The sequence below is a fragment of the Streptomyces sp. CNH287 genome (assembly GCF_000424825.1).
On the sequence record NZ_KE384251.1, the window covers coordinates 769,280 to 794,739 of the forward strand.

The window sequence follows — 25,460 nt, forward strand, 5'->3', positions numbered from 1 at the left end:
TGGGCAGTTTCGCCAATAGCCTTCCGCGGACGGACCTCGGCCTTACGCTGAGTTGAACACACCACACCGGTCAGGAACCGGTGCGGCCAGGGGGTCGAGACAGCCGGGGTGCGACACCCGGACGGGGCGAGGGCCCGGCGGCGGCCGGGGCGCGACACCGCTCCGTCCGACGGCGCACCCTCCGTCAGGGGGTGACATGCAGCGGATCCGGGTCCTGGTGGTCGACGACCACCGCATATTCGCCGAGTCGCTGGCTGCCGCGCTGGCGGCCGAGCAGGACATCGAGGTCGCGGCGGCCGGGCACGGCTCGGCGGCGCTGCGGGCGCTGGAGCGCGGCGCGGGCGAGGGGCGCTGCTTCGATGTGCTGCTGGTCGACGCCGACCTCTGCGAGCTGACCGGCGATGCGGGCGCGGGCCCGGCACAGGCCCAAGGTCCGGGGCCTGCTCCGGGCCCGGGTCCGGGTCCGGGCGCGGGTCCGGTCAACGGCGCGGCGCGCCCGCCCGCCCGCGACGGCGCCCGCACCGCACCGCAGGCCCCGCCGGGGGCGTCCGGCCCGCGCGTCGCGGCCTCCGCCGGCCTCGGCCTGGTCGCCCGGGTGCGGGCCGAGCACCCGGCCCTGCGCACGGTCGTCCTCGCCGAGCGCGACGACGCGCGGTGCGCGGCGGCGGCCCTCCAGACGGGGGCGTGCGGCTGGGTGGCCAAGGACAGTTCGCTCTCCCGGCTGCTCCAGGTCGTCAGGGGCGTGCTGAAGGGGGAGACCCATCTGCCGCCCGCGCTGCTGACCGGCGTGCTGCGCGAGCTGACGGCGGCCAGGAAGCACCGTACGGAGAGCGAGCGGCTGGTCGAGGCCCTCACCCCGCGCGAGCACGAGGTGCTGCGCTGCATGGTCGCCGGTCTCGGCCGCAAGGCCGTCGCCGAGCGGCTCTACCTCTCGCCGCACACGGTGCGTACGCACATGCAGAACGTCCTGGGCAAGCTGGACGTGCACTCCACGCTCGCCGCCGTGGCCCTCGCCCGCCGCGCGGGCGTCGGCCCGGCCGACGTCGAGGCGACCGCCGGCCCGGGGTGATCCGCCCGCCGCTGCCCGCCGTGCCTTGTCCGGCCTACGGCGTGTTGTCGAACGGCGCGGTCAACTCCCGCAGCAGCCCGGCCAGTTCCCTGCGACGTACGGGCGACAGCTCGACGAGGATGGCGCGTTCCTGGTCGAGCAGTCCGGCCAGGGTGCTGTCCGCGCGGTGCCGCCCCTCGGCGGTGAGCCGCACGAGCACGCCGCGCCGGTCGCTGGGGTCGGGCAGCCGCTCCACGAGGCTCTTCTTGGCCAGCCGGTCGATCCGGTTGGTCATGGTGCCGGAGGTGACCAGGGTCTGTGTGAGCAACTGGCCGGGGGAGAGCTGGTACGGCGGCCCCGCGCGGCGCAGTGCGGTGAGGACGTCGAACTCCCACGGCTCCAGGCCGTGTTCGGCGAAGGCGATCCGCCGGGCCCGGTCCAGGTGACGTGCGAGCCTGCTGATCCGGCTCAGCACCTCCAGCGGCTCCACGTCGAGGTCCGGGCGCTCGCGTCGCCATGCTGCAACCAGTCGGTCGACCTCGTCCTCCATGGGATCAGTGTAGTAGTTGTGTCGATGTGAAGTCTCTTGACATCAAGATACTCGCGGAGGAGCCTGGTGTGCATGACCTCAGGTACGTTCCCCGGCCCCCCGCCCGCCCCCCTCTGGGACCCGCGGCAGTACGGGCGGTACGCAGACGACCGGGCCCGTCCGCGCCGCGAACTGCTGGCCCGGGTCCCCGCGCTCCCCGCCGAGGCCTCCGGCGCCGCGCCCCGTATCGCCGACCTGGGCTGCGGCACGGGCGGCCCCACCGCCGAGCTGGCCGAGCGCTGGCCCGCCGCGCACCTCACCGGCTACGACAACTCCGCCGCGATGCTGGCCGAGGCACGTACGCACGCGGGCGCCACCCCGGGCGGCGGCACCTTGGACTTCGCGCACGCCGACCTGGCCACGTGGCGGCCCGCCCCCGCCGACACCTTCGACCTGATCTTCTCCAACGCGGCCTTCCACTGGATTCCCGCCGCCGGCGGCGAGGGACGCCTCACGGGCCACACCGCCGCCTTCCCCGCCTACGTGGCGGCGCTCGCCCCCGGCGGGGTCCTCGCCTTCCAGGTGCCGGGCAACTTCGCCGCCCCCAGCCACACCCTGCTGAGCGCCCTGCGCCGTTCGCCGCGCTGGCGCGACCGCCTGGGCGCGGAGACGGCGGGTGACGCCGTACTCGATCCCGCCGGGTACTTCGAGGTGCTCGCGCCGCTGGGCTGCGCCGTCGACACGTGGGAGACGACGTACACCCATGTGCTGCCCGGCCCGGACCCGGTGCTGGAATGGGTCAAGGGCACGACGCTGCGGCCCGTGCTCACCCGGCTCGCGGACGACCCGGAGGCGCGGGATGCCTTCCTGGAGGAGTACGCCGCCGCGCTGCGCACCGCGTACCCGCGGGGGCCCTCGGGGACGCTCTTCCCGTTCCGCCGGGTCTTCGCGGTGGCGGTGCGGCGGTGAACGGGCAGGCGGTGAACGGGGAAGCACACGCGCCGTCCGGACGATCGAGGCGTTCGCCCATGTCCTGCTCGCGGCTCCGCCCGGCGCGGAGGACGCGCTGCGGGCCTTCTACGCGGGTGTCCTGGGTATGACGGAGGAGCCCAAGCCCCCGGCCCTCGCCGTACGCGGCGGCTGCTGGTTCCGCGCCGGTGCGGTCGCGCTGCACCTGGGCGTCGAGGAGGGCTACCGCCCGCCCGCCAAGGCCCACCCCGGCATCCGGGTCGCCGGGCTCGCCGCGCTCGCCGCCCGGCTGACCGCCGCCGGAGCCGACGCCCGCTGGGACGACGCCCTCCCCGGCCACCGCCGCTTCCACACCCGCGATCCGGTCGGCAACCGCCTGGAGTTCCAGGAGGAGATATGACGCCGAGATCAAGCAGATCGGCTTCGTCAGGTGTTGATGTCCACCGTGTGCTGCCTGGGTGACGGCGAGCGCACCCGGGAGGTCCAGGTCGATGAATGCCACGTCCGGGAGGGCCGCGAAGTGCTCCGCGATGCCCTTGCGTTCCCAGTCCGCTTGCACGAGCGCGTACAAGGGCACGTAGAGCGACCATTCGGGACGGCGGCTCGCCTCATGGATGAGCCCGGACACCAGACGATTCCCCGCCCCTGCGGCCAGCAGGGCGGAGGGGCGAAGACGAAGTGCACCTCGTCACCGGGCGCCGTCCGCGATGCGTCGCTCCAACTCGGCGACTACGGACGCCTCCTCCTGCGGAGTGGGGTCGTATCCGGACAGTTCATACAGAATCTGCTTCGTCTCCGCCGCTCTGGCTTCCATCTCGCGACGGGTGGGGGTCGAAGTGGCGTAGTCGCGCACTATGGCACCGATCGTGGAGCCGCGGTCCTGTGCGAGCTGGAGGAGGCGGTCACGTACCTCGGCGGGGACGCGGATCATGGCATCCGACATGGTCGGGAATATACAGCTGCGTAAACAGCCTGGTGACTCTCCGCTGCATCCCGGTCGCTCGACGGCTATGGGCCCGGGCCGCGCGGGTGCGGGGGCCCGCACCGCGCCCGCGCGGTGTGCCCCTACGACCGGCGGTGGCCGATCAGCCGGGGCTTGGCCTCCAGGCCGTCCAGGCCGTGCCAGGCGAGGTTCACCAGGTGCGCGGCGACCTCGGCCTTCTTCGGCTTGCGCGCGTTCAGCCACCACTGGCCCGTCAGCGCGACCATGCCCACCAGGGCCTGCGCGTAGAGCGGGGACAGCTTCGGGTCGAAGCCGCGGTTCTTGAACTCGCGGCCGAGGATGTCCTCGACCTGGGTGGCGATGTCGCTGATCAGGGAGGCGAAGGTGCCGGTGGACTGGGCCACGGGGGAGTCGCGCACCAGGATGCGGAAGCCGTCGGTGTACTGCTCGATGTAGTCCAGCAGCGCGAACGCGGCCTGTTCGAGCAGTTCACGCGGGTGGCCGCCGGTGAGTGCTCCGGTGACCATGTCCAGCAGCTGCCGCATCTCGCGGTCCACGACCACCGCGTACAGCCCTTCCTTGCCGCCGAAGTGCTCGTAGACGACGGGCTTGGAGACACCGGCCTTGGCCGCGATCTCCTCCACCGAGGTGGCCTCGAAGCCGCGTTCCGCGAACAACGTCCGTCCGATGTCGAGCAGTTGCTCCCTGCGTTCCTTGCCCGTCATACGCCGGCGCGCACGGCGGGCGGCCGGCGGCGTGCTGGTGTGGGAGGAGTGGTCCTTCTTGCTGGGCGCGTTCGCTCGGTCGTCGGTCGGCACGGGGACCATCATGCCGCTTCGGCACCCGGGTCCCTGCGGCGGGAGTCGATACGCTCGCGCCGGGGCCACCGCACGTCGTACGCCCAGCCCGCCTTCTCGAACCAGCGGATGATGCGCGCGCTGGAGTCCAGCTGCCCCCGCTCCACGCCGTGGCGTGCGCATGTCGGGTCGGCGTGGTGCAGGTTGTGCCAGGACTCGCCGCACGAGAGCACCGCCAGCCACCAGACGTTGCCCGAGCGGTCCCGCGAGGCGAACGGGCGCTTGCCGACCGCGTGGCAGATCGAGTTGATCGACCACGTCACGTGGTGCAGCAACGCCACCCGCACGAGTGAACCCCAGAAGAACGCGGTCAGTGCGCCCTGCCAGGACATCGTGACCAGGCCGCCGATCAGCGGCGGAATCGCCAGCGAGACGACCGTCCACAGCACGAACGTCCGGGAGATGCCGCGCAGCACCGGGTCCTTGACCAGATCCGGCGCGTACTTCTGCTGCGGGGTCTGCTCCTCGTCGAACATCCATGCCATGTGGGCCCACCAGAGGCCCTTCATCAGGGCCGGGACGCTCTCGCCGTACCGCCACGGCGAGTGCGGGTCGCCTTCGGCGTCCGAGAACTTGTGGTGCTTGCGGTGGTCCGCCACCCACCTGACCAGCGGCCCCTCCACGGCCAGCGAGCCCATCACGGCGAGCGCGATGCGCAGCGGGCGCTTGGCCTTGAACGAGCCGTGCGTGAAGTAGCGGTGGAACCCGATCGTGATCCCGTGGCAGCCGATGTAGTACATGGCCACCAGCAGGCCCAGGTCGAGCCAGCTCACCCCCCACCCCCAGGCCAGCGGGACGGCCGCGACCAGCGCCAGGAACGGCACGACGATGAACAGCAGCAGCGCGTACTGCTCCAGCGAGCCGCGCTTCTCGCCGCCGAGCGTGGCGGAGGGCAGCCGGGAGCCGCCGGAGTCTTTCGCCTGAGAGGTGCCTTTGTCTGGTTCGAGCAGCTCTGGGCTGGATGTCATAGTCGAGCCTTATCGGTCCGGGGGCGGGGATGACGTTATGGGACCGTAACCTACGGTGCCGTAAGTATGGCAGTCCCTGACAACGGGGCCAGACGGTGTGTACCCAGCCGCTCCATGCTCATCACCTGGACGCCATCCCCGCGGTGAACGCCGCCGACCTATCCTGGGGTCCGTCGGACAGCGCGGTCCGTGATCTGCCGGAAGCACCACCGGAAGCCAGAAGCTGCAAGGAGCCGCAACTGTGAGCAGTGCCGACCCACAGACCCACAGCCAGTCGGAGACCCACAGCCGGTCCGAGACCGACCCCCAGTCCGAGATCGCCGCGAATTCCGCACTGCGCGCCGACATCCGCCGCCTCGGCGACCTCCTGGGCGAGACCCTCGTCCGCCAGGAGGGCTCCGAACTGCTCGACCTGGTCGAGCGCGTACGGGCGCTGACCCGCAGCGACGGCCCGGCCGCCGCCGCGCTCCTGGCCCGTACGGACCTGGAGACGGCGACCAAGCTCGTGCGCGCCTTCTCGACCTATTTCCACCTGGCCAACGTCACCGAGCAGGTACACCGCGGCCACGAGCTGGGTGCCCGCCGCGCGGCCGAGGGCGGCATCCTCGCCCGCACCGCCGACATGCTCAAGGACGCGGACCCCGCGCACCTCGCCCAGACCGCCCGCCACCTGAACGTGCGCCCCGTCTTCACCGCGCACCCCACCGAGGCCGCGCGCCGCTCCGTGCTCACCAAGCTGCGCAAGATCGCCGAGCTGCTGGAGAGCACCGACGCCACCGAGCGCCGCCGCACCGACCTGCGGCTCGCCGAGAACATCGATCTCGTCTGGCAGACCGACGAGCTGCGCGTCGCCCGGCCCGAGCCCGCCGACGAGGCGCGCAACGCCGTCTACTACCTGGACGAGCTGCACCGCGGAGCCGTCGGCGACGTCCTGGAGGACCTCGCGGCCGAACTGGACCGCGCCGGCGCCCCGCTGCCCGCGGGCACCCGGCCGCTCACCTTCGGCACCTGGATCGGAGGCGACCGGGACGGCAACCCCAACGTCACCCCGCAGGTCACCTGGGACGTCCTCCTCCTCCAGCACGAGCACGGCATCACCGACGCCCTCGAACACGTCGACGAGCTGCGCGGCGCCCTCTCCAACTCCATCCGCAACAGCGGCGCCACGCAGGAACTGCTGGACTCCCTCGACCGCGACCTGGAGCGGCTGCCCGAGATCAGCCCCCGCTACAAGCGGCTCAACGCCGAGGAGCCCTACCGGCTCAAGGCCACCTGCATCCAGCAGAAGCTGCTCAACACCCGCGAGCGCCTGGCCGCCCACGCCCCGCACGCGGACGGCCGCGACTACCTGGGCACCGGCGAACTCCTCGCGGACCTGACACTCCTCCAGACCTCGCTGCGTGAGCACCGCGGCGGCCTCGTCGCCGACGGCCGCCTGGAGCGGGTGCTGCGCACGGTGGCCGCCTTCGGCCTCCAGCTCGCCACCCTGGACGTACGCGAGCACGCGGACGCCCACCACCACGCGCTCGGCCAGCTCTTCGACCGGCTCGGCGAGGAGTCCTGGCGCTACCTCGACATGCCCCGCGAGTACCGGCAGAAGCTGCTCGCCAAGGAGCTGCGCTCGCGCCGCCCGCTCGCCCCCGCCCCGGCCCCGCTGGACGAGGCGGGCGCCCGTACGCTCGGCGTCTTCGAGACCGTCCGCAAGGCGCTGGACACCTTCGGGCCCGAGGTCATCGAGTCGTACATCATCTCCATGTGCGCGGGCGCCGACGACGTGTTCGCCGCCGCCGTGCTGGCCCGCGAGGCCGGGCTGATCGACCTGCACGCCGGCTGGGCCCGGATCGGCATCGTGCCGCTGCTGGAGACCACCGACGAGCTGAAGATCGCCGACGAGCTGCTCGACGCGATGCTCTCCGACCCCTCCTACCGGCGGCTCGTCGCCCTGCGGGGCGACCGCCAGGAGGTCATGCTCGGCTACTCCGACTCCTCGAAGTTCGGCGGCATCACCACCTCCCAGTGGGAGATCCACCGCGCCCAGCGCCGGCTGCGCGACGTCGCCCACCGGCACGGCGTACGGCTGCGCCTCTTCCACGGCCGCGGCGGCACCGTCGGCCGGGGCGGCGGCCCCACCCACGACGCCATCCTCGCCCAGCCCTGGGGCACCCTGGAGGGCGAGATCAAGGTCACCGAGCAGGGCGAGGTCATCTCCGACAAGTACCTCGTGCCCTCGCTCGCCCGGGAGAACCTGGAGCTGACCGTCGCGGCCACCCTCCAGGCCTCGGCGCTGCACACCGCCCCCCGCCAGTCCGACGAGGCGCTCGCCCGCTGGGACGCCGCCATGGACCGGGTCTCCGACGCGGCGCACGGCGCCTACCGCGAGCTGGTCGAGGACCCGGACCTGCCCGCGTACTTCTTCGCCTCCACCCCCGTCGACCAGCTCGCCGACCTGCACCTGGGCTCCCGGCCCTCGCGGCGCCCCGACACCGGTGCCGGGCTGGACGGGCTGCGGGCCATCCCGTGGGTCTTCGGCTGGACCCAGTCCCGGCAGATCGTGCCCGGCTGGTACGGCGTCGGCTCAGGGCTCAAGGCCGCCCGCGAGGCCGGGCTCGACTCCGTGCTGGACGAGGCGTTCGAGCACTGGCACTTCTTCCGCAACTTCCTCTCCAACGTCGAGATGACGCTGGCCAAGACGGACCTGCGGATCGCCCGGCACTACGTGGACACCCTGGTGCCCGAGGAGTTGAAGCACGTCTTCGCCACCATCGAGGCCGAGCACGCGCTCACTGTCAGCGAGGTGCTGCGCATCACCGGCGGCGCGGAACTGCTGGACGCCAACCCGGTGCTGCGCCAGACCTTCCAGATCCGCGACGCCTACCTCGACCCGATCTCCTACCTCCAGGTCACCCTGCTGCACCGGCAGCGCGAAGCGGCCAAGCGGGGCGAGGAGCCCGATCAGCTGCTGGGCCGCGCCCTGCTGCTGACGGTCAACGGAGTCGCGGCGGGGCTGCGGAACACCGGCTGACCGGCGGCGCGCCGCGCACCCCGGCCGGCGGCTCAGAGGTCGTCGGGCTGTCCCGATCTGCTGGTCAGAGGCGGTCCGACAAGCTCTCAGCCGCGCCGGGCGTGGGCGGCGCGGTCGCTGCGGCGGCGCAGCACCAGGTAGGTGCCGGCGCCGAGCAGGCACGCCGCGGCGGTGACCAGGGCGCCGACGGGGGCTCCGGCACCGGACTCGGCGAGATCGCCGTCGCCGCCCTCGCCGCTCGCGTCGCCGGGCGGCGAGGGCGCGTCGGTCGAGGGGTCACCGGAGGGGGTCGCGGACCGCGCGGGGGCGGGCGCGGCGCCGTCCGGATCAGCACCGTCCGGGCCAGTGCCCTCCGAGCCAGTGCCCTCCGGGTCTGCGCCGTCCGGCGTCGGTGAGGTGGATGCGGACGGCGCGGACTCCGCGGGGGAGGCCGGGGCGGACGGCGAAGCGGAATCCTCGCCCCCGGTGCCGCCCGCACCGCCGTCCCGGTCCTCCGCCGCGCAGTCGACGCCGAAGAACGTGCGCTGACCCCCGCCGCCCTCCCCGCTGTCCTTCCACACCAGTTGGTAGCCGCCGTCCGCCAGGGACAGCTTGCCGGTACGGCCCGCCCCTTCGCCGTCCAGCACCAGCGTGCCCGTCTCGGCGACGGTGCCGCTGCCGCCGCCCCCGTCCCGCTCGACGATGCTCCAGGCCAGTCGCTGGCCGCGGGCGAAGCCCGCCGCGTCCAGGACGAAGGTGCACACCTCGGGACCGCCCGGACCCGCCAGCCGCCCCGTCGCCGCGTCGTGGACCGTCACCATGCCACCGGTGCGGCCGGGTGCCGCGTGCGCGCTCGTGGCGAGCAGCAGTGGGGCAGCAGCCGCGGTGACCGCCAGCGCCGAAACCGTGGGGAGTACGCGCATGGACATACCAACTTCGGGTACTGGAAAGAGTGTTGAAAACTGCGACGAAGAAGTGAAGAAGTGACGGGCAAAGCTTCATAGCGCTCGGTGCGGTCGGTCAAGGTGGCATTGTCAGCAATCGTCGTATTGATGCGGCCTCGCGCCAAAACGGCAGGATAACGATGCTGTGACAGCCCCAGGCCGCGCCACTCGCGCCACACCGGGCGCAACCGCCACACGAACGGTCACGCGAGCCGTCGTACGCCCCGCGCGTGAGCCGTCACAGCAGCAGGAACGCCGCGCCCATGATCCCGGCGCCCAGCAGGCCCATCGCCCACGCCGTCCGCCGCAGCCGCAGACCGCCCGCCACCACCAGGGCTGCCAGCAGCAGTGCGCCCGCCAGCGGCAGCCAGGCGTAGAGCACCCCGGCCGCGCCCGTGCGCACCACCTCGTCCGTGCCGGGACGGAGCGCCACCGGCACCCCCTCCCCGGCGTCCGGCGCGCTCACCTGCCCCAGCGCGACCCGCTCCGGCGGGTCCTCGGCGCCGCCGGACGGGGTGAACGCGCCGCGGCAGGTGTCGTCGGAGCAGCTCTCCACGACGAGCGTGCCACGCTCGCGGGCCGACGAGAACATCGCGGGCTCCGCGGTCGCCCACGAGGACCACACCCCCGCGACCACCAGCAGCAAGGCCAGCAGCGCCATCGTGCCCGTCTTCACCAGCAGCAGCATCCCGAACGCGCTCTCGCCGGCCCGGCGGAGGGCGCTGCGCTTCATGACGCTGGATGACATGGCCGCGATAATTCGTCATGCGACCCGCTCCGGTCAACCTCCGCACGGCAGCCCCCGCGGGCCCGGACGGCGTGACGTCAGGAGTTGTACGTGCCCTGCGCCCGCTCCAGCCCGTCCAGCACCAGCGACTCCACCGCGTCGGCGGCCCGGTCCACGAAGTAGTCCAACTCCTTGCGCTCCGCCGTGCCGAAGTCCCGCAGCACGTAGTCGGCGACCGCCATCCGGCCCGGCGGGCGGCCGACCCCGAAGCGCACCCGGTGGTAGTCCGGGCCGAGCGCCTTGGTGATCGACTTCAGCCCGTTGTGGCCGTTGTCACCGCCGCCCAGCTTCAGCCGCAGTGCCCCGTAGTCGATGTCCAGCTCGTCGTGCACCGCGATGATCCGCTCCACCGGCAGCTTGTAGAAGTCCCGCAGCGCCGTGACCGGCCCGCCCGAGACGTTCATGAACGACATCGGCTTGGCCAGGATCACCCGGTGGCCGGAGACACCCGGTACACCGAGCCTGCCCTCCAGCACCTGGGCCCGCGCCCGGTGCGCCTTGAACGAGCCGCCGATCCGGGACGCGAGCAGGTCGGCCACCATGAAGCCGACGTTGTGCCGGTTCCCGGCGTACTGCGCCCCCGGATTGCCGAGGCCCGCGATCAGCCACGGGGCCGTGGTGGCATCGCTCGCACTGGCGTTGGTCGTCATCTGGGGCCCTCCGGCGGCGGATCGGACACGACCGCCGCCCCGCGCGTGCGGCACGGGGCGGCGATCGTGGAGACGTGACTGATGGGGGAGGCGTCTGCGGCGGGCGCAGAAGCGGTGACCGGCGCGGACCGGCGGCGGTCCCGCAGCGGGGCCCGCGCCGGTCCGGCGCGTACTAGTCGGTGGTGACGCCCGAGGCCTCGGCCTCGGTCTCCGCACCCTCGGTCGGCTCCTCGGCCTGCGCGGCCAGCACCTGGATGACGACGTCGTCGCCGTCGACGGCCAGCGTCGTACCGGCGGGCAGCTTGATGTCCTTGGCCAGCACCGAGTCGCCGGGGGCCAGGCCCTCGATGGAGACGGTCACCGACTCCGGGATGTGCGTCGCCTCGGCCTCGACCGGCAGCGAGTTGAGCACGTGCTCCAGGAGGTTCTGGCCCGGGGCCAGCTCGCCCTCGGTGTGGATCGGGATGTCGACGTTGACCTTCTCGCCCTTCTTCACGGTGAGCAGGTCGATGTGGACCAGGAAGCCGCGGATCGCCTCGCGCTGGACGGCCTTGGGGATGACCAGCTCCTTGCGGCCCTCGACGTCCAGGTTGATCAGGACGTTGGAGGTCTTCAGGGCCATCATCAGGTCGTAGCTGGGCAGCGTGACGTGGACCGGGTCGGCGCCGTGGCCGTAGATGACCGCGGGCACCAGCTCCTGGCGGCGCAGCCGACGGGCCGCACCCTTGCCGAACTCGCTGCGGACGGTGGCGGTGAGATTGACATCGGCCATGGTGGCGCTCCTCGTCATGGAAACTGGATCATCGGGCGGTCACCCGGCCCACGACGACCCACCAGGGTCTGCCACGAAGAGCGCGTCGATAACGGATACGCCGTGCGCACGCCGCCGATCACCTGGATCGCGGGTGGCGCGGCCTCCCTCGCCGAGCAACTTCACGAGTCTACTCAACGAGGGATGCCGCCGGGAAATCGATCAAGAAGAAACGGTTACTCGCAGCCGGGACACCCGGCTTCTCAAGACTGCTCCTCGAAGAGGCTCGTCACCGAACCGTCCTCGAAGACCTCCCGGACGGCCCGCGCGATCGTCGGCGCCATGGACAGCACCGTGATCTTGTCCAGGTCCAGCTCGCCCGGGGTCGGCAGCGTGTTGGTGAACACGAACTCGCTGACCTTCGAGTTCTTCAGCCGGTCCGGCGCCGGACCCGAGAGGATGCCGTGCGTCGCCGTCACGATCACGTCCTCCGCACCGTGCGCGAAGAGCGCGTCGGCCGCCGCGCAGATCGTGCCGCCCGTGTCGACCATGTCGTCCACCAGCACGCACACACGGCCCGCGACGTCGCCCACGACCTCGTGCACCGTCACCTGGTTCGCGACGTCCTTGTCCCGCCGCTTGTGCACGATCGCCAGCGGCGCGCCCAGCCGGTCGCACCAGCGGTCGGCCACCCGCACCCGGCCCGCGTCCGGCGAGACCACCGTCAGCTTGGACCGGTCCACCTTCGTGCCCACGTAGTCCGCCAGCACCGGAAGCGCCGAGAGGTGATCGACCGGGCCGTCGAAAAAGCCCTGGATCTGGTCGGTGTGCAGGTCGACGGTGAGGATGCGGTCCGCGCCCGCGGTCTTCAGCAGGTCGGCCACCAGCCGGGCCGAGATCGGCTCCCGCCCGCGGTGTTTCTTGTCCTGCCGCGCATAGCCGTAGCTGGGCACGATCACGGTGATGCTCCGTGCCGACGCCCGCTTCAGTGCGTCGATCATGATCAACTGCTCCATGATCCACTTGTTGATCGGAGCCGTGTGGCTCTGCATCAAAAAGGAGTCGGCGCCACGCGCCGACTCCTGGAAGCGAACATAGATCTCGCCGTTGGCGAAATCGAAGGCTTTCGTCGGAACCACTCCGATGCCCAGCTGCTCCGCGACCTCCTCCGCCAGTTCGGGGTGAGCGCGGCCGGAGAAGAGCATCAATTTCTTCTCGCCGGTCGTCTTGATCCCGGTCACAGCACAGTCTCCTTGCGTTCCGCTTCGCGTGGGTGCTCCTTAACCGTAAACCCCGCCCGGAGGCGTCGCGCACCCAGCACACTGCTCACTGGCGCTCCTCCGGCTCCGCGGAGCCTTGCCCGGCCGCTTCCGGTTCGCTCTGGGCGGCGGCCTGGGCCGCCGCGCTGCCGGGCCGCTTGCGCGCCACCCAGCCCGCGATGTTGCGCTGTTGGCCGCGCGCGACGGCGAGCGAACCGGCGGGCACGTCCTTGGTGATGACCGAACCCGCCGCCGTGTAGGCGCCGTCCCCGACCGTGACGGGAGCCACAAACATGTTGTCCGCGCCTGTACGGCAGTGTGAGCCGATCGTCGTGCGGTGCTTGTTCACCCCGTCGTAGTTCACGAACACGCTCGCCGCCCCGATGTTGCTCTGCTCACCGATCGAGGCGTCCCCGACGTACGACAGATGCGGCACCTTCGTGCCCTCGCCCAGCGTCGCGTTCTTCATCTCGACGAAGCTGCCCGCCTTCACCCTGCCGCCCAGGTCCGTGCCCGGCCGCAGGTAGGTGAACGGGCCCACCGACGCGCCCGCGCCGATCCGGGCACCGACCGCCACGGTGTTGCTGACGCTCGCGCCCTCGCCCACCACCGTGTCCGTCAGCCGGGAGTGCGGGCCCACCTCGGCGAACGCGGCGACATGCGAGGCCCCCAGCAGCTGGGTGCCCGGCAGCAGCACGGCGTCCGGCTCGAGGGTCACCGACGCGTCCACCCAGGTCGACGCCGGGTCGACCACCGTCACGCCCGCCAGCATCGCCCGCTCCAGCAGCCGTTCGTTGAGCAGGCGCCGCGCCTCGGCGAGCTGCACGCGGTTGTTGATGCCCAGGATCTCCCGGTGGTCGTCCGCCAGCGCCGCCCCGACCCGGTGCCCGTCCGCCCGGACGATGCCGAGCACGTCGGTCAGGTACTCCTCGCCCTGGCTGTTGTCGGTGCGCACCTTGCCCAGCGCGTCGACGAGCAGCGCGGCGTCGAAGGCGAACACCCCGGAGTTGATCTCCCGGATCTCCCGCTGCGCCTCCGTCGCCTCCTTGTGCTCGACGATCGTGGTGACCGCGCCGTCGGCGGCGTCGCGGACGATGCGCCCGTAGCCCGTGGAGTCGGGCACCTCGGCGGAGAGCACGGTGACGGCGTTGCCGTCGGCCGCGTGCGCGGCGGCCAGCGCGCGGAGCGTGTCGCCCGTCAGCAGCGGGGTGTCGCCGCAGGTCACGATGACCGTGCCGGCCAAGGTCGCCGGGGCGTGGCCGTCCGCGCCGCCGAGCAGGGCCTCCAGGGCCATCCGCACCGCGTGCCCCGTCCCCAGCTGCTCGTGCTGCACGGCCGTCCGCACGCCCTCGGCGGTCTCGGCGAGATGGGCGGCGACCCGCTCCCGCGCGTGCCCGACGACCACCACGAGGTGCTCGGGATCGAGGGTGCGAGCGGAGCCGACCACATGCCCGAGGAGCGAGTGCCCGCAGATCTCGTGCAGGACCTTGGGGGTCGCGGACTTCATACGGGTGCCCTCACCCGCGGCGAGAACGACGACGGCGGCCGGGCGATTGGCGCTCACGGGTGTGCCCTTCGGCTTCGGACGGGGGGTGGACACCCGCAGGATACCGGGGCGTCACCGAAGCCGGGGGGCCAGGCCCGTCCCGGCGGCGAACGCCGGGACGCGAGCTGCTGTCTGCTCCCCCGCCAGGACTCGAACCTGGAACGATCGCACCAAAAACGATAGTGTTGCCGATTACACCACAGGGGATAGTAAAGCGGATCGAAACGGACACCCAGTCGACCCGATCACTGTGCGGCTCCTACTATGCCGCACCACCAGCCCTCAATGCGACGGTATAGATCAGCGCTTTGCAGGACGCGGACCACGAGACCCCCCGGTAGTCCGCCCCCACGTTCTTCCTCACCGTCCTGGGGTTGTGCTTCTTCAGACTGGTCTTCTGGAGTTGCGACGCGTCAATGCCGACATGGGAGGCCCAGTAGTGCTCCGCGCCGGTCACGTCGGCGGACTCGTGGATGTTGAAGGCGAAGCGGAGGGTGGCCCTGTCGACCCCCAGCAGGTCGAGCCAGGCGAGATAGAGGCCGATCATGTCAGGGTCGCTGTTGGTGAAGGTGACGCGCTCGCTGGGCCGGTGCGGCTTGCTCTTGGAGCCTTCGGCCCAGTACAGGCCCACGCCGATCAGGAACAGCTCGCGGTCCGTCAGGTGTCCGATCTCTTCGGTGGCGCTGCGCCTGGTCCGTCGGCGCTCCTCTTCGCGCAGACTGCCCGTGCCGTCGCCGCCTCGCGGGTGTGGGCGGGCACAGGGGCTTCGGGTGGGAGGTGTGTCACTCGTAGTGACAGTGTCGTCGTGCGTGCGGCGGTCGGGGGCGAAAGTGCGATCGATTCAACAGTTCGAGTGGAAGGGCTCCTCGGACTTCCTGTACGCCGCCGTTTCGCCTAGCAGTCCGTTTCGCCCGTGCAGCAGTCCGGTTCGCCCGCGACCGGGAAACCGGTGGCGGGCGGTCGTAGGCTGGTCCGTATGACCGAGACGGGGGAAGTCGCTCGAGCCCGGGGGCAGGGCGGGGTCGTGCGGGAACCGGGCGAGGGCGGCCCGTGGTGGTGGGAGCGAAGGCGCAGCTGTGTGCTGGACGTGTCGCTGGCGGTGGTGTCGGCCGGCGAGTGCGCGTTCGAGGGGGTCAGGTTCGCGAACAACACGGGGGTGCCGGTCGGGCTCGCCGTCGTGTTCGGGGTCCTCGTCGGCTCGGTGCTCGTGCTGCGGCGGCGCTGGCCGGTCGTCGTGGTGCTGGTGGCCATCGCCGTCACCCCGGCCGAGATGGGCATGCTGCTGGGAGTGGGCGGCCTCTATACCCTGGCCGCCACGGAGGTGCCGCGCCGCGTCATCACGCTGCTGGGCGGCATGCAGGTGGTGGGCGGGATCATCATCACCTGGATACGGATGCACCAGAGCATCGGCCAGGAGCCGGACTTCGACCCGCCGACGTGGTTCATCCCGCTGATCTCGGCGCTGATGTCGCTCGGGGTCGCCCTGCCGCCCGTACTGGCGGGGCTGTACGTGGGTGCCCGGCGGCGGCTGGTGGAGAGCCTGCGGGAGCGGGCGGACGGGCTGGAGCGGGAGCTGTCGCTCCTCGCGGACCGGGCGGAGGAGCGCGCCGAGTGGGCGCGCAACGAGGAGCGGACGCGGATCGCCCGCGAGATGCACGACGTGGTGGCGCACCGGGTGAGCCTGATGGTGGTGCACGCGGCGGCGTTGCAGGCGGTGGCCCTGAAGGACCCCGAGAAGGCGTCGAGGAACGCGGCGCTGGTGGGGGACATGGGGAGGCAGGCTCTGACGGAGCTGCGCACGATGCTCGGCGTGCTGCGGACGGTCGACACGGCCGGAGCGCCTCCGGCCGCGCCGTCCGTGCCGCGGTCCCCGCAGCAGGGCGACGCGTCGCCGGCACCGGCGCCGCTCGCCGCCTTCGCCGCGGCGGCGGCCGAGGGCGATGCGCCGGGCGCCCGCGGCGGCGCCCCCCGTACGGACGGGGGCGCGGGGCCGGCACCCGGCGCCGCCGCTGCCGGGCCGACGCTCGGCGAGCTGGACGTGCTGGTCGGGCAGTCGCGGGAGGCCGGCATGGCCGTCGAACTGTCGGTGGAGGGCAGCAGCCGGGGTTACGAGGCGCGGGTGGAGCAGACGGCGTTCCGGGTCGTGCAGGAGGCGCTGACCAACGTGCACAAGCACGCGGCGGGCGCCCGTACGCGCGTCCGGCTGGCGCACCGGGAGGGCGAGGTCGCGCTCCAGGTGGAGAACGAGCCGCCCGCCGAAGGCGTGGCCGACGCGCGGCTGCCGAGCGGGGGGAACGGGCTGCTGGGCATGCGGGAGCGGGTCACCACGCTGGGCGGGGTGTTCGTGTCCGGGCCGACGGACGCCGGAGGGTTCCGGGTCTCGGCGGTCATCCCGGGCGAGGGCGGCCGGTGATCCGGTAGCGGGGAGGCGGCCGGGCCGGGCGGCCGGGCTCCGGAGCGGTCAGGCGTCGTCGCGTCCGGCCTGTTCGGGCAGTGCGGGGACGGCCGTGTCAGGCCCCCGCCCGGTCAGCGCCGCGAGGCTGTTGCGGACGTGCGTCATGTGCTGGCGCAGCTCCTGTCCGCGCTCCGCGTGACCGCTCAGCACGCGTTCCGTTTCGCGCTGGACGCGCTCCTCGCGCGCGCGAGCCTCGGTGAGGATCGCGGTGGCCTGCGCCTCGGCGTCCTCCAGTTGGTACCGGGCCGCCTCCTCCGCGTCCGCGAAGCCGCGGCGGGCCTCGGTCAGCACCTGCTGTGCGTGCGCCTCCAGCCCGGCGACGCGTGCGTCGACCTCGCCCTCGCACTCGGCCAGTTCGTGGCCGAGGGCCTCGGACTCGTGCGCCTGCTGCTTCTCCTGGCCGGAGAGCAGATCGGCACAGCGCTGCCGCATCTCCTCCAGGGCCGCGGAGGCCGCCGTCCGGAGGGATTCCGCTTCGGCCTCGGCCTCGGCGCGCAGGTCGGCGGCGCGGGACTGCGCGGCCTGCTCGGTGCGGGTGGCGGTGACCTCGGCCTCGTCCCGTACGCGCTGTGCGCGCGTGCGCGCGGCGTCGGTGCGGGCGGCGGCCTCCGCCCGGGCCCGCTCGGCGGTCTGCCCGGCGTCCGCCTCGGCCCCGGCGCGCAGGTCGGCGGCTTCGGCCTCGGCGACGGTGAGCAGGCTCTGTGCACGGGCACCGAGAACCTCGTAGGTCTGCGGGGGCAGACCGGCCGCGAGGGCGGTCAGCCGCTCCGCCTCCGCGGCGGCCTCGTCGGCCTCCTCCGCGAGCCGGTCGGCGTGCCGTTGTGCGGTGTCGCGCTCCTCGGTCAGGTCGGTGACATGGCCGTCGACCTGGCCGGGGCGGTAGCCGCGGCGTACGACGACGAAGCCGTGCGGCGACGACGAACTCATGTGAGCCCCTTCACTCGGCAACGCAGATGACGGCTAGGCGCGCCGCCGCTTCCTCCCCGGGGGAGGGGCGTGCGAAACGCGCGGGTTCGCCCGTGTTCCGCATCCCAGGATGCGCTATGGGCGGCCTGCGGCTGTAATCGTCGCATCTCAGCGAAAGTGATCAGAAAGTTCACGCCGGACGAGCGCGGTGAGCTGCGCCGTGCGGGTCATGCCAAGGGTGCTGACCTGCGGTCACGCGGGCGGCGCCGGGCGCACGGCGGGGACGCGGAACTGCTCGGGAGCGTCAACCCGGCGGGACGCGAACCCAGTCGTGCGGGTGACGGCATACGGGCGCCCCCGGCCGGCTCCGGTGCGGCGGGCCGGGGGCGGCGCGGGCGTGCGCGGGCGGGCACGGGGCCGGTGCGGGGTCCGGGTCAGAAGAGACCGTCCCACAGCTGCTCCAGCAGCACGGACCACCAGTTCTCCGGAGAGGCGAGCGCCGCGCCGTCGAGCATGGCGAGCTGCGTCTGGAAGTCGACCGTCCAGCGGCCCGCCTGCTCCGGCGTCAGCCCGTAGCGCAGGCGCCACATCCGGCCCAGCAGGGCGAGGCAGCGCACGAACTCGGGCAGACCGGTGTTGACGAACTGCGGCGCCGCGCCCTGCCCGCCGGGATCGGCCTCCAGCGGCACGGCGACGATGTGTGCCGTGCCGTACTGGACGCACAGCTGGCGGCCGAAGTCGTTGCCCATGACCAGGTACGAACCGGCGTCGGCCGCGGGCTGGATGCCGCGCTCCTGGGCCAGCTCGGCCAGCGTGGGCACGGGGCGGCCGGGCTGGGCCTGACCCCAGAAGAACGGCCCGAGGTCGGTCGGCACGCCCGCCCAGACCAGCACCTGCCCGACGATGTCCGGTACGCCCTGCCGGGAGACGGCCCGCTGGTCGAAGCGGAACACGCCCTGCGGCCCGAACGCCTGGAGCAGCTCCTGGCCGATGCCGTCCGGCGGAATCGGCGGTGCGGGCTGGATCTGGTGCGGGGCGGGCAGCGGCACCCTGTTGGGCGCGGGGCGCGGCGGGGCGTCGGCGACCTGGTGCAGCTCACCCTGGTGCTCCACGAGGTGCCGCATGCCCTGCTGCCGGGAGGCGTGGTCGCGCCCGTACGCGGCGGTGTGGCTGACCCGGACCTGCGGCCAGGTCTCCCGGATCATCCGGGAGCAGTAGCCGCCGGGCAGGTCACAGGACTCCAGCTCGGTGTGGAGCTCGAGGACCTGCTGCGGCGGGATGTTCATGGCGCGCAGCTCGTGCAGTATCTGCCACTCGGGGTGCGGGGTGCCGGGCGCCGAGCGGCGGATGAGCTGCTGCTCGGAGCCGTCGGGCGCGCGGTAGCGCAGGACAGCCATGTACCCGGGGCCGACGGTTGGCAGCCCGCCCGGGGCCGGATAGCCGTACGCGGGGGGCGCACCGCCGGGGACGCCGGGCGGCATGCCGGGGCCGGGCGGGGCGCCCATGGGGGTGCCGGGCGGGCCGGGCGCGGGCGGGGCGGCGGGGCCGCCCTGTCCCGGGCCCGCCAGCATGGTGGCGGCGGCGTGCACTCCGCCGCCGGGCGGCCCCGCGGGTGTGCCCGGGGCTGCGGGGGCCTGGGGCGCGGCGGGTGCAGCGGGTGCAGCGGGGCCGCCCATGGAGGGGTCGGCGAGCATGGTGGCCGCGTGGTGCACACCACCGCCGCCCGAACCGCCCTGGTCGCCGCCCGGCGGGGGCGTGGCCGGGGACTGCCCGCCCAGCGAGGCCACCTCGTCGGCGGAGACCATCTGCGTCGGCACGTAACCGCCGCCGGGCGTACCAGGTCCGCCAGGGCCCACGGGGGGCTGCTGTCCGGCGCCGGAACGCGCGCCGGGTGTCCCCGGGGCGCCCGGCGGCGGGGGCACCGTCGGTCCGCTGCCCCGGGACGAGCGGGCCCGCGCGGGTACGGAACCGCGCTGGGCGCGGCTGGTGGCGGCGTCGGCGATGTCGCCCGCCCCGCCGCCCATCGGGGCGCCGGGGGTGCCGGGGGCGTGCGGTGTGCCCGGGGCTGCGGGGGTCTGGGGTGCGGCGGGCGCGGCGGGTGCCGGGGGGCCGCCCATGGAGGGGTCGGCGAGCATGGTGGCCGCGTGGTGCACACCACCGCCGCCGCCGGAGTCGCCCTGGCCGGGCGGCGGGGTACCGGGGGCCGCCGGAGCCGCCGGAGCCTGCGGCGGCGCGGCGGCGGGCGCGGACGGCATGCCGGCCGGGGCCTCCGGTGTGCCCGGCCCGGTCGGCGGCGGCGTGCCGGGCGCGTCCGGTGTCCCGGGCGGGCTGAGCACCGGAGAGACGGCCGTCCTGGGCAGGCCGCTGCCGTCGGGAAGCAGCGCGGTCTTGGCCTCCGAGCGGGCACTCGGCGGTGGGGGCGTGTCGTCGTCGTCACTGCCGCTGATCGGCGGAGCGAAGACCGTCGCGGGCGGCTGCTGCGCGGCGCCCACGTCCGTGCCGCTGGTGTCCGTCGCCTCCCAGGGGTTCGCCGCCGGCACCGACCAGCTCGCACCGCTGCCGGCGGACGCCGGGGCCGGGGCGGGGCCGGGCGCCGGGGTGCCGGGTGCGGGACCGTCCGCGCCGCCGGAGCGCCGCGGCCTGTTGTCCGGTACGCCCATCTGGTCGGCGGCTTCCTGGAGCCACTCGGGCGGCGTCAGCAGGAACGACGTCGCCTCCAGGTCCAGCCGCTTCGGCGGGCCCGCGGCCGGCGCGCTGTCCGCCGCGGCGGGGGCGCCGTACTCCTGGCCGTACCGGCGTATGACCTCGTCGACGGGCAGCCCGGGCCAGAGCGTGATGTCGCCGCTGTCGCGGGCGATCACCAGCCGGGTACGGGCGCTCTCGCCGATCGGGCCGTTGTCGCGGTCCTCCGACCACGCCACGAAACCGAGATCGAACTCACGCACCAGCACGTTGCGGTGCTGGTAGCCGGTCACGTCTGCGTTGACCCAGCGTTCCGCGCGCTCCTGAGCCTCTGCGAAGGTCACCATCGCACCCTCACCCCTTCACCGGGACGGCGCGCGCGAAGCCGCCGTCCACCATCAGATTCGCCACGGTCTCCAGCTCCGGCGGGCTGCCTGCGAGGCGGAGCAGGAAGTCGTCGAAGTCGGCTCCGCAGGGCAGCAGCAGCGAGGCCATCCGCTCGTGCACGGTCAGGCCCTCGTGGTCGCGCGCGTCGTCGTACGCGCAGAACCACACGGAGCCGATCTGGTCGCCCTTCACCTTCACTGCGATGATGCCGCCCTGCACGAAACCGACGCTCAGGTAGTCCTTGGTCAGGTGGTCGCGGAGGCACTTGTTGACGTAGACGAGGTCATTGACCGCGGCCTCGTCGCGCACGGTGAAGAAGGGCTGGTCGACCAGCAGGCCCAGCTCGGCGTCGAGGGCCACACCCCGCGGCGCGCTGCCGCCCGCGGCCTTGAGGAAGGCCCGGTACGCGCCCGGCAGCCGGTAGCCCAGCTTCTCCTCGGCGTCGACGACCTGGTCCTCGCGGACGGCGACGTCGTGCGGCACCGCGAAGTGCGCGGGCCGGGTCTCCTGGAGCGGGCGGGTGCCGCGCTTGGCGTGGTCCACGGCGGCCGTCGCCAGCCCGCCGTGGTGCCGCAGCAGGGCCTTGACCTCGACCGGGACCAGCTCCATGCGCCGGGAGTGCGCGACGTGGTGCCACGTCCAGCCGTGCGGGGTGGCCACGGCCGGGAGCCCGGTCCACAGCTCGTGCCCGTCCGCGTGCAGCGCGGCGTTGGCCGAGACGAAGTCCGTGAGTCTCAGCTCGTCGACGCCAAAGCCCTCGGGGGGCTCGGCGATCTCGGCGGCGGCACGGGCGTACGGCGAGAAGTCCGGGTAGCCGTGCCCGTCCACCCGCACCCCGTGGGGGTGGCGGCTGGCCCGGACCGGGTCCGGGAAGTTCACGGCCTGTCCGGCGTAGGCCGTGTTCGGTGGCGCGGCATGCTGCCCGAGCCGACCTGTCGTCATGGCGGTAGCCCCCTGCTGCTTCTGGCTGTCCCGCACAGCCTATGCGCTAGGGCAAGACCGGGGCATCGGCCCGTACGGTCACCCCCGGCGCCGCGCCGCCACCAGCTTCTCGTACTGCGCGACCACCACCCGCTTCGCGGTCGGCATCGGGTCCCCGAAGGCGCCGACCGACATGAACGTCGCGGTGTCGCTCCCCGCCCGCACGACGGTGAAGACGGTGGGGGAGTCCTTGCCTTTGGCGTCCTTCATGGTGAACCGCACCGATTCGTCGCCCACGCCGGGCTCCTCGCCAGGCTCGATCGTCAGCTCGGCCTGCTCGCCGGTGCCGGTGCTGCCGGTGAAGTGCCGGCAGCGCTCCAGCGCACGCCGCAACTCGTCCAGCCAGGTGGCGGCCTCGCCGGGCGGGTAGGAGGCGAGCAGCACCTGGTGGAGGGCGGCGGCGGTGTCGAGGTCGCCCTTCATCACGACGCCGCTCGCGTAGGCGGCACGCGCGTGCCTCGGTCTGGAGTCGACGGTGTCGGTGATCGCCTCGCACTCGGGGCGGTCGGCCGCCATGGTGTTCTCCGGCGGCAGCGCCTCCTCGGCGTTGCGGTGGGCCCGGTAGCCCCGCACGTCGCCCGTCTCGAGCAGGGCCTCCTCCAGCCGCTTCGCGGACAGCGGCGGTCCGGACCCGCCGCCGTCCGCCTCCGCACCCCGGGAGCCGCCCTTCCGGCCGGCCTCGCCGCGCTCCCCGCCGCCACTGCACGCGAGCGACGGCAGCGTCAGTACGGGTATCAGCGCGACGGCCGCCACCGTGCGGCGCAAGGTGGTGCTGCGCATGGAGAACTCCTGCCTCGGATGTGTCGTACGGCTGATGCTGGGCTGGCGGGACGGAACCCGCCACCCCCCTCGCGCGTCCCCCTGCATACTTGGCGCTGATCTCCACACACGGAGGTCGCGGGGAGGAAGCACCATCATGCACAGCACACAGCAGCATCCGTCGGAGAGACAGGAGCAGGGACGCGCGGCCTCGGGAGACCCTCGGATCGGCTGGCTGCGATCCCGCGGGGGCGGCCCGGGCGGCGGTCGCGCACGCGGGCGCCCGGGGGCTGCGCCGGGCGCGTCCGCCGTGCCGCCGGTGCCGCCCGGGCCCGCACTGCGGCACCGGCGGGACGGCATCCTCCCCGCCGTCGCCGCCGCGCTGTCCGTCCGGGGCGAGACCCTCACCTGCACCGGCAGCAAGGGCGAGGCGCCCAGCCTGCACCCGCTCGTCCAGGGCTTCCTGGACTCGCTCGGCACCGGCGCGCGCGAGCGGCACGCGGGCCGCTGCCCCGAGGCCGTCCTGCTCTCACGCTTCCTCACCTCGGTCGAGGCGGCCCGCACCGGCAAGCGGGCGGCGCGCAAGCCCCTGACGCACGGCGAGGCCAAGCGGGCGCTGAAGCAGGCGAAGCTCACCACCCGCCGCATCCGCGAGGACGGCGACCCGCGGCACGGCAGCTACGCCCCGCCCTGCCGCTCCTGCGCGCCGATGCTGGCGCACTTCGGAGTACGGGCCGTGGCCCCCGTCGCGGAGGAGGTCCGTTGACCGTGACCCGTGGGCACGAGCCGGCCACCCGTTTTCCCGCCGCCGTCGACGCCGCACTGCGCGCGGCGGGTTGGCAGCCGGGACGCTGGGACATCCGGCAGGCCGAGGTGTGGGCCGACGCGCTGCGCGCCCACACCTCCCCGGCCGGGCACGAACACGCGGTCTTCCCCGCCGCGGTGGAGGCCTGGGCAGAGTTCGGCGGCCTGGACCTCGGGCCCGTCGGGCCCGGCCACGACCTGGCACCGACCGCGCTGCGGGTCGATCCGCTGCCCGGCCTCCACTCGGCCCGCACCCTGGCGGACCTGGGCCGTGCGCTCGGTACGGAGATCGCCCCGCTGGGCGCGGAGGCGGACGACGCCGCGCTGCTCGCCATCGACTTCGAGGGCCGCGTCTACGCCCTCGACCACACCGGCGACTGGTATCTCGGCGCGGATGTCGACGCGGCGCTCGCCACGCTGCTGACGGGCATCCGCCCGGAGCGGCTCGTCGTGCCGTAGGCCGCGCCCAACTGTCGGTGGCGGGCGATAGCTTGACGGCATGTGTGTATCGATGGCGGCGGCCGAGTTCAGCCGGACGATCCTGTACGCCGGGCGCAGGCGGCATCCCGAGCGCGGGCTCGTGCACGTGCTGGGGTACCAGAACACCGCGGTCAACCTCGGCGGCGGACCCAACGCGATGCTGCTGCACCTGCCCGCGGTGTCCATGACGCAGGCCAACTTCCTCTCCACCAGCGGCAGTCCGGACCTCCTGGACCGGATGGTGGCCGCGATGAGGCCGTTCTTCCCGGCCGTGCCGGGGTCGGCCGCGATGATGGGCTTCGGGCGGACGGGCACCGTCCAGGTTTTCGAGCACGATGTGTACACCGTGCTGCTCGCCGACGACCCGACGCTGCTGCCGGCGGCGCTGAGCCGCGTCCCGGAGCGGAAGCGGCCCCGGCTCGATCCGGCGCTGATGGAGTTCTACGCCGCCTTCTACCCGGGGCACACCCTGATGGTCTGCTGCTTCGACAACGCCGAGGCGCGGAAGGCCGAGCCGCTGCTGGTCTGGTACGAGCCGCACGACCCGGACGTACTGGTCGCCCCGGCGCTGGACTGCCACACCGGCGGTCCGCCCGACCTGGCCGCCCGCGTCCGCTCCGACCACTGGGTGCTCTTCGGCACGGACGAGGCGCCGGAGGGCTGGGGCGAGCCCGTCAGCTACGCGTCGGACATGCCGCCGGGGCTGCGCGCGTACCTTCCGGAGCGGATCATGGGGGCGCAGTTCAGCGGCTGGGAGCTGAACAACGGCGACTTCGCCCTCCCCCACGCTGCGCTGCTGGCGGGCGACCTGAACGGGCTGCCGTACCGCCTCCAGCCCACGGCCTGACCTTCCCCCGCCCCGCTCCTTGATCCCCGGGCGCCGAGCCCTCTCGGCGCCGCGCCCCCTAGGGGCTGTCACCCACGGTCCCCGACCCGGGGTTCGTCCCCGCGCAGGACGAACGGCCTGTCCGGGCGTTCCTATGCTCTTCCTACGGCTCGCAGGAGCGGCGAGGTGGGGAAAACCCCCGGGCGGATACGGAGATGAGCCCCATCGCGGCGCACCCCGTCCATCGAGCAAGCTCATGGCAGGTGGGAGAGCGTCCCGCCGAAGCGTCCGTATGACGAGTGATCCGGCATAGGAGACTGTTGTGACAACGGCTGTAGCGAATCCCAGGACCGGGGGCAGTGGAGGTCGCACGGCTGTTGCCGCCGCTGCGCGGCAGGTGGTCAAGGCGTACGGCGCGGGTGAGACGCGGGTGGTCGCGCTGGACCAGGTGGACGTGGACATCGCCCGCGGTGCCTTCACCGCGATCATGGGGCCCTCCGGCTCCGGCAAGTCCACCCTCATGCACTGCCTGGCCGGGCTGGACAGCGTCAGCAGCGGGCAGATCTGGGTCGGCGACCAGGAGATCACCTCGCTGAAGGACAAGAAGCTGACGCAGTTGCGGCGGGACCGGATCGGTTTCATCTTCCAGGCGTACAACCTGCTGCCCACGCTGAACGGGCTGGAGAACATCACGCTGCCCATGGACATCGCGGGCCGCAAGCCCGACAAGGAGTGGCTGGACCGGGTGATCGAGACCGTCGGGCTCTCCGGCCGCCTCAAGCACCGGCCCAACGAGCTTTCCGGCGGCCAGCAGCAGCGCGTCGCCGTCGCCCGCGCCCTGGCCTCCCGCCCCGAGATCATCTTCGGCGACGAACCCACCGGAAACCTCGACTCCCGCGCCGGCGCCGAAGTACTCGGCTTCCTCCGC

General features: G+C 73.3%; 23 protein-coding genes, 1 tRNA gene and 1 pseudogene. 9 read left to right on the top strand and 16 right to left on the bottom strand.

The genetic code is table 11. The features are described 5' to 3' along the window. The first annotated feature begins 196 nt into the window (after positions 1-196). Positions 197-1,069, top strand: coding sequence for a response regulator transcription factor (locus H299_RS0127300; RefSeq protein ID WP_027751007.1), 873 nt, complete (start codon positions 197-199; stop codon positions 1,067-1,069). A gap of 34 nt (positions 1,070-1,103) precedes the next feature. Here the strand turns inward: H299_RS0127300 and H299_RS0127305 are convergent, their stop codons facing one another. Then, complete coding sequence (locus H299_RS0127305; protein ID WP_027751008.1) at positions 1,104-1,598, bottom strand: MarR family transcriptional regulator; 495 nt, start codon at positions 1,596-1,598, stop codon at positions 1,104-1,106. Positions 1,599-1,670: 72 nt separating this feature from the next. On the opposite strand from H299_RS0127305, the gene H299_RS0127310 reads away from it, so the two are divergent. Together H299_RS0127310 and H299_RS0127315 are read left to right on the top strand one after the other, a co-directional pair. Then, positions 1,671-2,546 carry a methyltransferase domain-containing protein gene (locus H299_RS0127310; protein WP_027751009.1) on the top strand — a complete coding sequence of 292 codons (876 nt, stop codon included), beginning with the start codon at positions 1,671-1,673 and terminating at the stop codon, positions 2,544-2,546. A gap of 43 nt (positions 2,547-2,589) precedes the next feature. Next, the gene (locus tag H299_RS0127315) at positions 2,590-2,946 is read left to right on the top strand and encodes a VOC family protein (protein ID WP_027751010.1); all 357 of its coding nucleotides are present in this window, start codon (positions 2,590-2,592) and stop codon (positions 2,944-2,946) included. Between the two features lie 288 nt (positions 2,947-3,234). Here H299_RS0127315 and H299_RS0127320 read toward each other — a convergent pair whose 3' ends face one another. The 3 genes from H299_RS0127320 to H299_RS0127330 all read right to left on the bottom strand — a co-directional run bounded on the left by H299_RS0127320 (position 3,235) and on the right by H299_RS0127330 (position 5,314). Continuing rightward, positions 3,235-3,489: a hypothetical protein gene (locus tag H299_RS0127320; protein ID WP_027751011.1), complete on the bottom strand. Its 255-nt coding sequence runs from the start codon at positions 3,487-3,489 to the stop codon at positions 3,235-3,237. Positions 3,490-3,611: 122 nt separating this feature from the next. Continuing rightward, positions 3,612-4,319 carry a TetR family transcriptional regulator gene (locus tag H299_RS36580; protein ID WP_486587443.1) on the bottom strand — a complete coding sequence of 236 codons (708 nt, stop codon included), beginning with the start codon at positions 4,317-4,319 and terminating at the stop codon, positions 3,612-3,614. Next, positions 4,316-5,314 (bottom strand): fatty acid desaturase, encoded by a 999-nt coding sequence (locus tag H299_RS0127330; protein WP_027751012.1) that lies wholly within the window; start codon positions 5,312-5,314, stop codon positions 4,316-4,318. The genes H299_RS36580 and H299_RS0127330 overlap by 4 nt, the downstream gene beginning before the upstream one ends. A gap of 241 nt (positions 5,315-5,555) precedes the next feature. Between H299_RS0127330 and ppc the strand changes: the two genes are divergently transcribed. Further along, complete coding sequence (gene ppc / locus H299_RS0127335) at positions 5,556-8,336, top strand: phosphoenolpyruvate carboxylase (RefSeq protein ID WP_027751013.1); 2,781 nt, start codon at positions 5,556-5,558, stop codon at positions 8,334-8,336. A gap of 86 nt (positions 8,337-8,422) precedes the next feature. Here the strand turns inward: ppc and H299_RS36585 are convergent, their stop codons facing one another. The 8 genes and pseudogenes from H299_RS36585 to H299_RS38710 all read right to left on the bottom strand — a co-directional run. Beyond that, a complete protein-coding gene (locus tag H299_RS36585) occupies positions 8,423-9,238 on the bottom strand; it encodes a hypothetical protein (protein WP_037761020.1) in 816 nt (271 codons plus the stop codon). A gap of 259 nt (positions 9,239-9,497) precedes the next feature. Beyond that, positions 9,498-10,007 (bottom strand): hypothetical protein, encoded by a 510-nt coding sequence (locus H299_RS0127345; protein WP_027751014.1) that lies wholly within the window; start codon positions 10,005-10,007, stop codon positions 9,498-9,500. A gap of 77 nt (positions 10,008-10,084) precedes the next feature. Further along, positions 10,085-10,696: an aminoacyl-tRNA hydrolase gene (gene pth, locus H299_RS0127350; RefSeq protein WP_037760650.1), complete on the bottom strand. Its 612-nt coding sequence runs from the start codon at positions 10,694-10,696 to the stop codon at positions 10,085-10,087. 172 nt (positions 10,697-10,868) lie between these two features. Further along, positions 10,869-11,468, bottom strand: coding sequence for a 50S ribosomal protein L25/general stress protein Ctc (locus tag H299_RS0127355; RefSeq protein WP_027751016.1), 600 nt, complete (start codon positions 11,466-11,468; stop codon positions 10,869-10,871). A 242-nt stretch (positions 11,469-11,710) separates the two neighbouring features. Beyond that, the gene (locus H299_RS0127360) at positions 11,711-12,688 is read right to left on the bottom strand and encodes a ribose-phosphate diphosphokinase (RefSeq protein WP_027751017.1); all 978 of its coding nucleotides are present in this window, start codon (positions 12,686-12,688) and stop codon (positions 11,711-11,713) included. An 85-nt stretch (positions 12,689-12,773) separates the two neighbouring features. After that, on the bottom strand, positions 12,774-14,270 hold the full coding sequence (gene glmU, locus H299_RS0127365) for a bifunctional UDP-N-acetylglucosamine diphosphorylase/glucosamine-1-phosphate N-acetyltransferase GlmU (RefSeq protein WP_027751018.1): 1,497 nt from the start codon (positions 14,268-14,270) through the stop codon (positions 12,774-12,776). A gap of 117 nt (positions 14,271-14,387) precedes the next feature. Next, positions 14,388-14,459: transfer RNA gene (locus tag H299_RS0127370), tRNA-Gln, on the bottom strand. Positions 14,460-14,497: 38 nt separating this feature from the next. Next, a pseudogene (locus H299_RS38710) lies at positions 14,498-14,994 on the bottom strand (hypothetical protein); the annotation flags it as partial. A gap of 234 nt (positions 14,995-15,228) precedes the next feature. Between H299_RS38710 and H299_RS0127380 the strand changes: the two are divergent. Then, positions 15,229-16,665: a sensor histidine kinase gene (locus tag H299_RS0127380; RefSeq protein ID WP_037760657.1), complete on the top strand. Its 1,437-nt coding sequence runs from the start codon at positions 15,229-15,231 to the stop codon at positions 16,663-16,665. A gap of 48 nt (positions 16,666-16,713) precedes the next feature. Here the strand turns inward: H299_RS0127380 and H299_RS0127385 are convergent, their stop codons facing one another. From H299_RS0127385 to H299_RS36595, 4 genes are all read right to left on the bottom strand, one after another. After that, the gene (locus tag H299_RS0127385) at positions 16,714-17,634 is read right to left on the bottom strand and encodes a hypothetical protein (RefSeq protein ID WP_027751020.1); all 921 of its coding nucleotides are present in this window, start codon (positions 17,632-17,634) and stop codon (positions 16,714-16,716) included. 413 nt (positions 17,635-18,047) lie between these two features. Continuing rightward, the gene (locus H299_RS0127390) at positions 18,048-20,642 is read right to left on the bottom strand and encodes an SUKH-4 family immunity protein (protein ID WP_027751021.1); all 2,595 of its coding nucleotides are present in this window, start codon (positions 20,640-20,642) and stop codon (positions 18,048-18,050) included. A gap of 7 nt (positions 20,643-20,649) precedes the next feature. Beyond that, positions 20,650-21,624, bottom strand: a complete 975-nt coding sequence (locus tag H299_RS0127395) for an SMI1/KNR4 family protein (protein ID WP_027751022.1) — start codon at positions 21,622-21,624, stop codon at positions 20,650-20,652. Positions 21,625-21,702: 78 nt separating this feature from the next. Continuing rightward, a complete protein-coding gene (locus H299_RS36595; protein ID WP_037760661.1) occupies positions 21,703-22,443 on the bottom strand; it encodes a sensor domain-containing protein in 741 nt (246 codons plus the stop codon). A gap of 136 nt (positions 22,444-22,579) precedes the next feature. Here H299_RS36595 and H299_RS0127405 point away from each other — a divergent pair, with 136 nt between their 5' ends. The 4 genes from H299_RS0127405 to H299_RS0127420 all read left to right on the top strand — a co-directional run. Then, positions 22,580-23,188: a YwqJ-related putative deaminase gene (locus H299_RS0127405; RefSeq protein WP_027751023.1), complete on the top strand. Its 609-nt coding sequence runs from the start codon at positions 22,580-22,582 to the stop codon at positions 23,186-23,188. 2 nt (positions 23,189-23,190) lie between these two features. Continuing rightward, the gene (locus H299_RS0127410) at positions 23,191-23,685 is read left to right on the top strand and encodes an SUKH-3 domain-containing protein (protein WP_051262884.1); all 495 of its coding nucleotides are present in this window, start codon (positions 23,191-23,193) and stop codon (positions 23,683-23,685) included. A gap of 40 nt (positions 23,686-23,725) precedes the next feature. Then, a complete protein-coding gene (locus H299_RS36600) occupies positions 23,726-24,553 on the top strand; it encodes a hypothetical protein (protein ID WP_037760663.1) in 828 nt (275 codons plus the stop codon). A gap of 301 nt (positions 24,554-24,854) precedes the next feature. Then, positions 24,855-25,460, top strand: a 606-nt coding sequence (locus tag H299_RS0127420; RefSeq protein WP_037761023.1) for an ABC transporter ATP-binding protein, incomplete at its 3' end; no start/stop codon positions are given.